The organism is Aquimarina sp. RZ0, from assembly GCF_008370685.1.
Lineage (GTDB): Bacteria > Bacteroidota > Bacteroidia > Flavobacteriales > Flavobacteriaceae > Aquimarina.
On the sequence record NZ_VTZU01000117.1, the window covers coordinates 1 to 11,924 of the forward strand.

Genomic DNA, 11,924 nt, shown 5'->3' on the forward strand with positions numbered 1-11,924 from the left:
GCAAAACAAACACATAAACGGTATAAGAAATATTTAAATTATATTTTATCCCAATTCTACATCAAAATTGTAAAAAAATTAATGCAAAAATAATTGGAAGGTTGTTATAGAAGAATCCACAACAATCTTACTTATTCCCATATCGAAGCTTACCAGTTTCAATTTCAATAGCCGTTTTGGCGAGTATTGTAAACACAAAAGCTCCGAGAGCCCATATACCGAGTGTTACACCAATTTCTATTCCTGTTGGTGTATATTCTGCAATGGTACCATAAGGACCTGGAATAAAGCCTGGAACGATCAAGCCGAATCCTTTTTCAATCCAGATAGCAACAAACAAAATAAAACAGCAAAAATATAATACTTTGAAATTGTTCCGTAGCTTACCAAATGTAAGCAATACCGTTGCCAACACATTTAATGGGATTGCTGTCCAGATCCAGGGTAGTAAGGCCGTCTTGCCTTCTAATCCAAAAAATAGATAATACGCACTTTCACTATGATGCGTAGGCGCATAAAATTCTTTAAATAATTCTGAGACTAGCATTATCAAATTGATTTGTGCTGCAACAGTAATAATGATTGCAATCTTCCTGATGGTTTTATCAGCAATCTTAAAATCTGTAAATGACCGAATGACAGCGAGGACTAGAATTATTAATGCAGGTCCGGCGGCAAATGCAGATGCCAAAAACCGAGGTCCTAATAGCGCATTATTCCAAAAAGGTCTTGCTTGCAATCCCTGATATAAAAAAGCTGTAACCAAATGAATCCCTACTGCCCAGAAGACAGATAAAACTGCCCCGGGAACATATACTTTGGGATTTGCATCTTTACCCTGATAATGTCTAAACAGAATATAAAGTGGAATTGTGATATTTATAAATAAATACCCATTCAGGACAATAACATCCCAGGTAAGCATAGAATTGGGGAAGTTAAAAACCCCTAGTCCCGGGATCATATGCCATAAAACAGAAGGACTTCCCATATCGGCAACCACAAATGCCAAACACATAATCAAGGCGGCTACGGCCAATCCTTCACCAATCAATACCGCTTGTTTAAAATCAATATCTTTTAACACATAGGTAGGCATAACCAACATCACTGCCGCAGCAGCTACACCTACCAAAAACGTAAAATTAGAGATATACAATCCCCAACTAACTCTGTCATTCATGCCTGTTACACTCAGACCATGCTCTAGTTGTATTGAATAGCAGTACATCCCTGCTAACATCACAAAAGTCAAAAAACCCATCCAAATCAGATATTTCATTGAACCTTTGGTGATTGTATCAAGGCTATCTTTAACTAAACTTCCAAAAACTTTGAGTGTTTTCATGTATATTAATTTTTGGGCGTGCCCTTCGTTACACTTCGGTCGGGCTATCCGCTATATCTTTTGTAATGTCTTATCCCTCGACAAGCTCGGGAAGACATTACAAAAGGATGCCGCTATTATCCCTCACGCAAACTCTTTTTGTGATGTTACTATTAATCCATAAAATACCAGAACTTAGGCTCTGTGCCCAGGTCCTCCTTTAATCTGAATATTTTTTTATTTTCCAAGACCCACCGTATAGTACTATTTGGGTCTAATAAATTACCAAAAATTCGCGCTCCTGTCGGACATGCTTCTACGCAAGCAGGATCTTTTCCTGATCTGGAACGCTGTACACAAAAAGTACATTTTTCCATCACACCTTTCTTGCGCATTCTATTTCCCAGATAATGTTGGTTTTTATTTATTTCTTCTTCTGGAACTTCTGGTGTACTCCAATTAAACCGTCGACCGTCATAAGGACAAGCAGCCATACAATAACGACATCCTACGCACCAATCATAATCTATGACTACCAATCCATCATCTTCCCTCCAGGTAGCTTGTACAGGGCATACTTCTACACAAGGTGGATTATCACAATGAAAACATTGCGTTCCCATATAGAAATGACCTTCTGCAGGAACTTCATGATAGTAATTATCATCGGCCTCGTTAAACTTAAAACCTTCTCCATCCCTCATTTCATGAATTCTGATATATTGCATTTCAGAATTTCTATCCTGATTATTTTCTTTGACACAAGCATTCACACAATCCATATACCCTTGACATTTAGAAATATTAAAAGCATATCCAAACAACACATTTTTTGCTGCATCTGTAGATTTCATGGATATGTTTTCTTTTTTTCTTAATTCATAAGATCGTACCAGTCGATTTACCGTTGCACTACGTTCTTCATCTGTCATCAGTTTATAGTTTCCTTTAAACTGTTCTTCCCAATCTATCTGTGCTTTTTCCTTAGAATCATCTCCCGTAGTAACACTACAAGATGTGCTAACAGCACCAGCTCCAATCATCAAACTAGCAGTCAATTTCCTAAAAGCTGTACGGCGATCCATTTTAACTTCAAACACTTGATCAAAACCATCTTTTTTACGCTCATCTCCAATAGCAGCATCTACAGCCGCCTCAAAAAACTCCTCATCACTAATCTCAGGTATGCTATGAGAACCACAGCTTCCTGAGGTGCTTCCGCAACCGCATGATGTTTTAGCAGAAGCAGGTTCGTTGCTATGAGAACCACAACCGCCAGGAGTTCTTCCGCAACCACAGGATCCACCTGAAGTTTGCTTGGTAACACTATTTAGATTTAGCTTAAAATATTTTCCAATCCCACTCATAACTTACGTTGTATTAAAATCACAATAATAATGTTATTGGATTATTCTCTTTCTTTTACTTTCTGCGTATTAAACCTTGATGGCCACCTGGATTCTATTTTAGGCCTGTGTGGATTGTGACAATTCACACAAGTCATCGCTGCTCTTGGCACTGACCATCCTCCTATATTTTTTCCATGAGCACCGCCTTTCCAGTCTTCAAACTGCGAGGTATGGCATTGTGCGCATAATTGATAACTTTGATTAAAATCAATAGTAGTACCAGTCAAACTTTGTAGGTTGTTCATATCATCGCCATTATGACAAGTAGCACAGTTCATAATCTTTTCATTGGCATGCACCAGATCAATATCCCAGTGTGCTTTCTTTAAATCTATATTTTTTAGTTCTTTTAATGGTTTTGTATGGCATTCGATACATTCAAAAGAAGTAATCTGACTCTTACGTTCGGGAATCAAAAAAGTATGCTTTCCTTCAGTAATCTCTATGGTTTTGATATCTCCGATATACGATGCTGAAGAAATAGAAGTACCGTGATACTTTTTACTTTCTGCTTCTATCTTATCTGTTAAACTGTGATATTCTCCTTCACGATGCTTACACGAAAACAGTATCGTTATGAGCAAGCTCCCAAGTACATATATATTGCTATTTTTACTGATCATTTGTAAAATTTTTTCTTGTAAAGACAGAAGAGGATGTAATGTTTGTTGCAGGGACGTGGCATTGTCTACAATTAATTCGATCTGGATGTGTAACTCTGATTTCTTTTGGAGCTGCAGGTCCCGCATGACACGATAAACAATTCTCACGCATCTGGATTTGATGAGGTATTACGGGAGGACTCCCTGGTAACGCATTGTTAGTTCCCACAGATGCTGCAAGTGTTTTAAAAAAAGTAGTTTCTTTAAACAAGGTTTTCTCCGTTTGTGCCACATGGCATTGTCGACAATTAATCATCTCGGGATGTGGTGTAACTGGAGCATAGGCATTAAATTGTTCTGTAAATCCTCCATTTTGATGACATTGTAAACAAGCTTTCCCTCCCATACCACGTTCTCCTTTGACTAATGGATGTGGAATACTTGGCGGTGCTCCTGGATATGCTTGATTATTATAATAAGTGGCTAACGTTCTTTGGTGCGCTACATCTATTGGCATATTGAGATACTCTAAGGCATATTCAGAACGTTCAAAAACTCCTTTCTCTGAAGGAATTATTGCAATCGGAGTTTCCTTAGAAATAGAAATATACCCTTCTTCTAAGCCTTTTCTATAGCTATATCCCCAGTTCATAATAAAACCAACAAATAGCAGTGTAAATAATACGATAATGCCTAGTCTTTTTTTCATTAATTATGCCTTTTCAACTTTTACAGCACATTTTTTATAATCAGGTTCTTTAGAAATCGGACAAAAAGAATCCAGGGTGATATCATTGATCAACATATTCTCATCAAAAAACGGAACAAATACCTGCATAGGAGCAGGCACCCCTCTTTGATCTACAGAAGCTGGTAAAATAATCTCTCCGCGACGGGTTGTTAATTTTACCGTATCTCCTGTTTTGATTTGTAATCGCTTCGCATCTCCAGGATTTAGTTCTACATATCCATGAGGCATTGCCTGATGTAATACAGGAATTCTGCGGGTCATGGATCCGGTATGCCAATGCTCTACCACGCGACCTGTTCCTAACCAGTATGGATATTCCTGATCAGGTTCCTCTGCGGCGGGCTCGTAGGGACGTTGCCAGATGACTGCTTTACCATCAGGTTTACCATAAAAATGAAAGTCTTTTCCATTAGAGCAGGCAGGATCGTATTTTGAATTAAATCGCCATTGCGTAGATTTCCCATCAACATAAGGCCACATAGCACCAGATTGTGATTTTAATACTTCCAGTGGAGCCATATTATGTTTTTTACCTACATGATGCTTTCGGTATTCGTTATAAATCTCTTCGATATGAGTTTCTTTTTTGTAGTAGAATTGCTTTTCATATCCAAGACGTTTTGCCACTTCTATCAATTGCCAGGTATCACTCATAGCTTCTCCTGGTGGTTCCAGCATTTGCTCAAAATATTGAGTACGCCGTTCTGAGTTTCCATACATTCCTTCTCGCTCAATCCACATAGCAGAGGGTAAAATCACATCGGCTATATCGGTAGTTGGAGTAGGGTAGATGTCTGAAACTACAATAAAACGCCCTTCTTTTTTTGCTCCGTCTCTATACCGCTTTAATTTTGGTATGGTTACCATAGGATTGGTTACCTGAATCCACATAAAGCGAATATCTCCACGATCCAATGCCCTAAACATTTCTACAGTATGATATGTAGGTTTTGGGTCGATGTTTTCTACAGGAACATCCCATATTTTTGCCGCGAATTCACGATGTTTTTTATTCATTACTACTCCGTGAGGAAGCTTATGGGTTAATGTCCCAACTTCTCTTACAGTACCACAAGCGCTAGGCTGTCCGGTTAAGGAGAAAGGACTATTACCGGGTTCTGAGATTTTACCTGTCAACAAATGAATATTGTAAATAATATTATTCATCCAGGTACCACGTGAATGCTGATTAGGTCCCATGCACCAAAAAGACATCACTTTCTTATTGGGGTCACCATATTGCGCCGCCATATATTTAATATCTGTTACCGATACACCAGAAATTTGAGAAGCTTTTTCTGGATTATAATCTTCCAGAAATTTTTTATAAGCTTCAAAATTGATTTTCTCAGGCTTGTCTTTGAATTTATAATTATCCTCGAGCCCATACCCCATGTTGGTCAAACCTTTACTAAAATTGCAATGCTCCTCAATAAAAGCTGAATTCATCCATCCATTATGAATGATTTCATAACAAATAGCATTACCAACCGCTAAGTCAGATTGCGGATTGAATATGATAGATCTATCTGCCGCCATGCTTGTTCGTGTAGTTCGTGTAGCAAAATCAATGATTTTTGCACCTCGTTTGAGACGTTGATCTAATAATCTCGAAAATAATACCGGATGCATCTCTGCCATATTATTACCCCATAGAAAAAAAGTGTCTGCATAATCAATATCTTCATAACACCCCATAGGTTCATCTAATCCAAAAGAGGTTAAAAAACCTGTTACTGCTGTAGCCATGCACAGGCGTGCATTCGCTTCTACGTTATTAGTGCCAATACATCCTTTAAATAATTTTGAAGCTACATAACCATCAGGAATCGTCCATTGTCCTGATCCATAAATGGAAACTGCATCTTTCCCATGATCTTTTATGGTTTCTTTCATTTTGGAAGCAATCAAATCCAATGCTTCCTTCATAGACACGGTTACATATTGACCATTCTTTTTTATCAATGGTTTTGTCAATCGATCCTTGCCGTATAGTGCCATAATAGAATGATATCCTTTTACGCAACACAATCCTTTATTCACAGGAGATTTTGGATCTCCTTTTACAGCAATAGCTTTCCCTTCTTCTGTGCCTATTAAAACACCACATCCTACTCCACAAAACCGACAAGGTGCCTTTTTCCAATCCAGATTTGCCCCTTTAGGAACTCCTGCTTCTTGCTCTTCGGCAAAAATAATCCCGGGAAACATAGAAGCTGCTGCCGTCATGGCAGATAATACAGCCATTTTCTTGATAAAACTTCGTCTATTGGTTTGTGTTGTGTTATACATCATAGATTAGTTTTTTGGAGTATTAAAACCAGCTACCATTGCCAAAAGCTTTAAACTAGAAATAGACTCTATTTTTTCTTTTAATAGCTCCTCTTCCTGCGTATCATCTGTGTCTGTAACAAGAATGAGTATTTCTTTATTTTCAGCAGGAATTACTTGGCATTGGTTGTGTTTAGACAAAGCATCTATAAGTTCATCTTTCATACCTTGTTGCGGATGGGCTAAGTAACTTTTTATTGGCATATGATTAGTTAAATTATTACAATAGAATTTGATTCCTGCTTGTAAGTGATAAAGATCTGATATCAATGCTTACAAAAACCTGATAAATATCAGGATTTATATGTTTTTTAGAATCACAAGGATTTAGGCATTTCTATAATTTTATAAATTTAGGAGTATCCTCAGAAAAATGATTATCAATTTAGTTCAAGAGTAAAATTCGTTTTCTGATGAGTAACATTCGCTGAATGCAAAGGATGATTATAGTACGGAGTTAAGTAATTGATTTTATAAAAAAAATTAAGCCTATGAATATTGCCACCAAGGGTTTCAAAGATTTTCAATCTTTAAAATTATGTAATACCAAAGCAAGCAAAGTGAGCCTTAGACTAGCTGAGAATAGATGACATGTATGTATCTGGCAGTTATTAACAAATAAGTTTCATTAATATTTCCCAGTCACATCAACTTACAGATTCAGATAATTGAGAGAGCAATTAATTACTCAAACCCTTATTTGAATAACGTTTTTATACCATTTTTGAGTTCGAAAACAGATTTTACTTCTTCGGTGTCTAATGATTTATCAAAGATAGCAAGCTCATCCATCAAACCAATATAACCTAAACCTAGCATAATTTTACCATTTTCTGCTTCCCAGGTAAAAGGATCGTTAATATCTTTTATAACCCCCTTAATTTTACCATTTATGTATAATTTGAATGTAGATTTTGTTGTATTTACTTCTGAAAAAGTAATAACAATATGTGTCCATTTTCTTTTCTCAAAAGGAGGCCGTTTTATAGTAACAGTACGTTTTTTCCACATAATTTCATCGTTTTCGTTTTCTGGATTCCATACGTTTAAATCTCCCATAGCTCCTAATCTAAATTCTCTTGGTTTGTTATCTGTAAAATCTACCCATAATGCCGCATCGTTATATCTCACATCTGTAATACATATAGGGTCGCAATAGCCTGGTGCCAGATCCTTGTTGGGATCTAATTGCAACCAAAATGATATGGTACCACTCCATGAGTTACGACTGTACCCTACATTTTTATATGCTTTATAAAAAATAGCAGCTGTATTTTTCTTTGTAAAATGAAGTGCATCACCTGCAAGACCTTTATTTTTTGCTAAAATAACATCAGGGTTGTGTATACCAGGTTTGGCATTATCTGTTTTTTTATAATTTCTAGCGGTATAGATCATTGCATCGCCAGCTGATATATCTGCAGATAATTTTCCGTCAAAAGAACTGTAAAAAAGTACGTGATTTTTTAATTCTTTGCTTTGTGAAAAAGAAATACTTGTAATGAGTAAAAAAATTACTCTAGATATGAATAAAAGCATCGTTGGTTTCATGTTTTTTTGACTTTTAAGGCGCTATTCATTTGATTTTAGTTTTTACAAAACTATGATGAAGAGCAAGGTATACATAGTTTTGAAATTGAGATAAATAAAATTGTAGTTGAAATTATTTCAACTACAACTCTATAGCTATGTAACTTATCTTAGCCTTTATAGAATTCAAACCCCATAAAATATGATTGCTTCACTTTCTTATTATTGTAACCATAGTCTTATAAGGTCGCTTCACAAAATAGTTCCATTTCATATTGATCAATAGTGTTTTTTATACCGACTTCTTCTAAAGCGTTATTCTTCTCAGTCAATTTCTTATCAACGTTGTTGATCTTTATAGTCCCTGAAACGCTTTTTATAGAAGTGAATAATCTAATCCAACTACTACTAGTATTTCCCAATATATTAAATTGTGCTAGATATCCATTTTCTGGATTAATAATAAAATAAGAATCTGCTTCACCATCCACTAAGACAACATAATATTCATAGTTCCCTTTTGTAACTGTAGTGTAATGATTATCCCAAGAATATGTATTTTGCTGTAAAGTATTCCACTCAAAATAATGACTATCAACTTTTTTTAATTTATAATCAGATATTCTCGTTTTAAGGGTAATATCTCCACCATAACATTTGTAGTGTTTTGTGATGCTAAACCCGATGCTTTTATAAACTTTAATTGCCCTGATATTATCTTTTATAACTTCTAATCTACATTCTGATATTCCATTTTTTTGTAAATCAGGAATTGCGAATTGATATATTGAATTTACTATACGCTTACCTCTATATTCTGGTAGTACTCCTGCACCTGTATTAAAAGCTACTAAGTTTCCATTGCGCTTGCCAATGGCATTAATAATAAAGCTTGTTAATTTGTTATTATCAAACATGCCGTAAGATAAGTCTAATCTCACCCCTGCCATTTGCCATCGTTCTTTGTAGTAGTTATGCCCTGTTGGCATTTTTACAAAATAATTTTCAAACGCTTTCAGGAAGCACTCCATAAGTATTGAAAAATCAATCTGGTTTAATTTTTTGATTTGCATGTTTGTTTTTATGAAACTATAATTTAATCTGTTGCGCATTTAGACATCGAACTGATGATTCTCTTTCTACAATTTTTAAGAATTGCCATTTGCTAATACTACGAACATATTTATAGAAAACTCTTATACGTGTTGCATGCAGCATTGATTTTATATTATATAGTACAACTACATTTTTGGACTATATTTTTCTCTAATTTACCAGATTGGTTTGTTGATAAATCAACCACTTTATCGACATGAATTTGTCCTGTATCAAAAGTTGGAATAGTTACATCTGTTTCTTTAATTAACATGGGTAATTCTGTACAGCCAAGTATGACACCTTCTACTCCGTCCAATTGTGCTTTTTTAATAATTTTTATAATATGTTGTTTTGCTGTTTTTGTAAATACTCCTTTTAGTAACTCATTGTAGATAATGTTATGAATTCTATTTCTATCAATTTCACTGGGGATTATAACTTTCTGCCCATAGGAATCTTCTAAAATTTTGGAATAGAAATCTTTCTCCATAGTGTACTTTGTTCCCAATAAAAGTACTTTTTTGAGATGCTGACTTTGAATAACTTCTCCAGTAGCATCAGCAATATGTAAAAATGGAATAGTGATTTCTTTTTTTATCTGACCGCTTACAATATGAATTAAATTTGTACATAATATGACTACATCTGCTCCTGCCTTTTCTAATTGTTTTGCACAATTCCCTACAATAGTTCCGATAGCATTCCAATTAGTAGCAAATGTTAATTTTTCAATTTCAGCAAAGTCAACTGACACCATGATAATTTTTGCCGAATGTGTCCCTCCTAAAACTTCATTTACTTTTTTATTAATACGCTCATAATAGAGTTTAGATGATTCCCAACCCATTCCTCCAATTAATCCAATCGTTTTCATATGCAATATTATTTATGGTTATAAATCCTTATTAAGTTTTTCGATTTCAATTTCAATTTCTTTTACCTTTATTATCTATTTTATGTTTTTAAGTCGTCATTCATTTGGCTTTTATTTCTACAAAATTATCATGAAGAGTTAGGTTTGTATAGTTTTGAAATTGAGATATATAAAATCGTAATTGAAATAATTTCAACTATAACGTATAGCTAAGCAACCTATCTTTGTACTTATGGAACTCAAATATTTCAGGTTAATAAAAACGATAGCAGAAGAAGGCAGTATTGCTAATGCTACAGAACGGCTCTTTTTAACTCAGTCGGCGCTAAGTCATCAATTAAGTGAGTTAGAAGAGCGATTGGGGTTTAAAGTTTTTCGGAGAACTAGAAATAAATGGGAATTAACCCAGGAAGGTTCTGAACTGTATAAACTGGCTAATAAACTATTCAGTTCTATTGATGAAGGTTTTACCACCATAAAACAGATTAAAGAAGGTTCAAAAGGTTTTATTAAGTTGAGTGCAGAATGTCAGTCATTTTTTCATTCGACCCCGTCGTTTATACAAAAAATGGGGATTTTATATCCAGAAATTCATATAGATATAACTCTTGGAGCAACACATCAAACAATATCACAAGTATTATCTGAGGATATAGACATTGCTATTGTCACATCAAAACCGGCATCTGATGAACTTTCTAGTATTCCTGTTTTTAAAGATGAGATTTTTGCTATTATGCATAAGGAGAATGCATTAAATAGTTTGGAGTATCTCGATGCTGGTCATTTTGGGAATGTACATTTGTTGATTAACTCTTTTCCTATAGAAGGTGTAGCTGTCTATGAGCATTTTTTAAAACCGAATAAAATAAATCCAATTAAAATTTCTGCAATTCCGTTTACTGAAATTACATTGTCAATGATACAGGCTAATATGGGCATCATGTGCGCTCCAAAATGGCAATTAAATTCTTTTAAATTATCTAAAGAGCTAGTGTTTAAAAGGATTGGGAAAAATGGGCTAAAGAGAAAACATTACCTGGTGGTAAAAAAGAAATATCGCAATAAAAAATATATACACGATTTTATCTCTAATTTTGAGGAAGATTTTTTAGAAATATAATCCACTCGGTACACATTCCCATCTATTGAGATTCTTTTAAAAATGGTTAAGACCTTTGATGTATTTGTTGATTTTTTAATTGGAGAAGCAGAAGCTGCTAATCTCGATAAAGCCGTATTACAGCGTATCTACGATATCGAAAAACTAGATGAAGATACCAAAAGTAAGCTCTTTTTCTTAATAGATAACGTAATACAAAACTTTAAAACGAAACAAGCCTTTAGTACATAAAAAACCCACAACAGCCTGTAAAACCATTGTGGGGGGTATGTTTTCTTACGCTTAAACGCCACTAATACATACTAGCAATATCTCGATGTAAGTTTATTTTTATTAGCTTAGGCTATACTTTTAAATTGTATTAAAAATAAAATTTGTCTTAAAATATATATTTTGCGTTGTAACTTTTTGTTTAATATGTAATTGCAATACAACCACAACAACTGGCAGCAATAAAAAAGAAACTTATTTAAGCGAAAAAGATAGTCTTAAAGATGTAGTTAAAAAACAGCTAGAAAAGGAATTTAGTAAAAAAAAATTATCGGATAAAAAATTAGAAATCAAAAATCAAAAAATTATCATTGTTGATTTGGATGATAATGACTTGTTAGATGGTGTTGCATTTTTACCATTTTTCAATGAAACAGATAATTTATTTAAGAATACAGCCATAGTTTATTATAAAAATAATGGTAAAGAATTGATTTTTGAGGAAGCAGTAATACCGGAAACATATATTTATCCCAGAATAGATGAGAGTGTAAATATAACCTTGTCTGAATACTAAATTTTTAATTTATACATTATTCAGATAAGATGACAAAGACAGAACAGCAAGAATTAGAAAAGAAAGCTCTAGAACAGTTTATGACTGGCAAG

12 protein-coding genes are annotated in these 11,924 nt (G+C 34.4%); 3 read left to right on the forward strand and 9 right to left on the reverse strand.

The window, feature by feature from the left end:
* Positions 1-127: 127 nt before the first annotated feature.
* From dsrP to F0000_RS25540, 9 genes are all read right to left on the reverse strand, one after another.
* Positions 128-1,348: a sulfate reduction electron transfer complex DsrMKJOP subunit DsrP gene (gene dsrP, locus F0000_RS25500; protein ID WP_149627535.1), complete on the reverse strand. Its 1,221-nt coding sequence runs from the start codon at positions 1,346-1,348 to the stop codon at positions 128-130.
* A gap of 152 nt (positions 1,349-1,500) precedes the next feature.
* Positions 1,501-2,694 (reverse strand): 4Fe-4S dicluster domain-containing protein, encoded by a 1,194-nt coding sequence (locus tag F0000_RS25505; protein ID WP_149627536.1) that lies wholly within the window; start codon positions 2,692-2,694, stop codon positions 1,501-1,503.
* Between the two features lie 41 nt (positions 2,695-2,735).
* Positions 2,736-3,359: a cytochrome c3 family protein gene (locus F0000_RS25510; RefSeq protein ID WP_149627537.1), complete on the reverse strand. Its 624-nt coding sequence runs from the start codon at positions 3,357-3,359 to the stop codon at positions 2,736-2,738.
* Positions 3,349-4,047, reverse strand: a complete 699-nt coding sequence (locus F0000_RS25515) for a cytochrome C (RefSeq protein WP_149627538.1) — start codon at positions 4,045-4,047, stop codon at positions 3,349-3,351. Before F0000_RS25515 ends, F0000_RS25510 begins: the two co-directional genes overlap by 11 nt.
* A 3-nt stretch (positions 4,048-4,050) precedes the next feature.
* A complete protein-coding gene (locus tag F0000_RS25520; RefSeq protein WP_149627539.1) occupies positions 4,051-6,381 on the reverse strand; it encodes a molybdopterin-dependent oxidoreductase in 2,331 nt (776 codons plus the stop codon).
* Between the two features lie 6 nt (positions 6,382-6,387).
* Positions 6,388-6,585, reverse strand: coding sequence for a hypothetical protein (locus F0000_RS25525; protein WP_255452895.1), 198 nt, complete (start codon positions 6,583-6,585; stop codon positions 6,388-6,390).
* Positions 6,586-7,116: 531 nt separating this feature from the next.
* Complete coding sequence (locus tag F0000_RS25530; RefSeq protein ID WP_149627541.1) at positions 7,117-7,971, reverse strand: LamG-like jellyroll fold domain-containing protein; 855 nt, start codon at positions 7,969-7,971, stop codon at positions 7,117-7,119.
* A 218-nt stretch (positions 7,972-8,189) separates the two neighbouring features.
* Positions 8,190-9,023 carry a GNAT family N-acetyltransferase gene (locus F0000_RS25535; protein ID WP_149627542.1) on the reverse strand — a complete coding sequence of 278 codons (834 nt, stop codon included), beginning with the start codon at positions 9,021-9,023 and terminating at the stop codon, positions 8,190-8,192.
* Between the two features lie 155 nt (positions 9,024-9,178).
* Positions 9,179-9,922 carry an aspartate/glutamate racemase family protein gene (locus F0000_RS25540; protein WP_149627543.1) on the reverse strand — a complete coding sequence of 248 codons (744 nt, stop codon included), beginning with the start codon at positions 9,920-9,922 and terminating at the stop codon, positions 9,179-9,181.
* Positions 9,923-10,154: 232 nt separating this feature from the next.
* On the opposite strand from F0000_RS25540, the gene F0000_RS25545 reads away from it, so the two are divergent.
* The 3 genes from F0000_RS25545 (at position 10,155) to F0000_RS25555 (ending at position 11,832) form a co-directional block, all read left to right on the forward strand.
* Positions 10,155-11,045 carry a LysR family transcriptional regulator gene (locus tag F0000_RS25545; RefSeq protein ID WP_149627544.1) on the forward strand — a complete coding sequence of 297 codons (891 nt, stop codon included), beginning with the start codon at positions 10,155-10,157 and terminating at the stop codon, positions 11,043-11,045.
* A 42-nt stretch (positions 11,046-11,087) separates the two neighbouring features.
* Positions 11,088-11,276 (forward strand): hypothetical protein, encoded by a 189-nt coding sequence (locus F0000_RS25550; protein WP_188112286.1) that lies wholly within the window; start codon positions 11,088-11,090, stop codon positions 11,274-11,276.
* Between the two features lie 358 nt (positions 11,277-11,634).
* Positions 11,635-11,832 carry a hypothetical protein gene (locus F0000_RS25555; RefSeq protein WP_149627545.1) on the forward strand — a complete coding sequence of 66 codons (198 nt, stop codon included), beginning with the start codon at positions 11,635-11,637 and terminating at the stop codon, positions 11,830-11,832.
* Positions 11,833-11,924: the final 92 nt, after the last annotated feature.

Bases quoted from the DNA above. Each gene is read 5' to 3' on its own strand.
- F0000_RS25550 (WP_188112286.1), top strand. From the start codon at position 11,088: ATGGTTAAGACCTTTGATGTATTTGTTGATTTTTTAATTGGAGAAGCA.
- F0000_RS25535 (WP_149627542.1), bottom strand. From the start codon at position 9,023: ATGCAAATCAAAAAATTAAACCAGATTGATTTTTCAATACTTATGGAG.
- dsrP (WP_149627535.1), bottom strand. From the start codon at position 1,348: ATGAAAACACTCAAAGTTTTTGGAAGTTTAGTTAAAGATAGCCTTGAT.
- F0000_RS25540 (WP_149627543.1), bottom strand. From the start codon at position 9,922: ATGAAAACGATTGGATTAATTGGAGGAATGGGTTGGGAATCATCTAAA.
- F0000_RS25505 (WP_149627536.1), bottom strand. From the start codon at position 2,694: ATGAGTGGGATTGGAAAATATTTTAAGCTAAATCTAAATAGTGTTACC.
- F0000_RS25510 (WP_149627537.1), bottom strand. From the start codon at position 3,359: ATGATCAGTAAAAATAGCAATATATATGTACTTGGGAGCTTGCTCATA.
- F0000_RS25515 (WP_149627538.1), bottom strand. From the start codon at position 4,047: ATGAAAAAAAGACTAGGCATTATCGTATTATTTACACTGCTATTTGTT.
- F0000_RS25530 (WP_149627541.1), bottom strand. From the start codon at position 7,971: ATGAAACCAACGATGCTTTTATTCATATCTAGAGTAATTTTTTTACTC.
- F0000_RS25545 (WP_149627544.1), top strand. From the start codon at position 10,155: ATGGAACTCAAATATTTCAGGTTAATAAAAACGATAGCAGAAGAAGGC.
- F0000_RS25525 (WP_255452895.1), bottom strand. From the start codon at position 6,585: ATGAAAGATGAACTTATAGATGCTTTGTCTAAACACAACCAATGCCAA.
- F0000_RS25520 (WP_149627539.1), bottom strand. From the start codon at position 6,381: ATGTATAACACAACACAAACCAATAGACGAAGTTTTATCAAGAAAATG.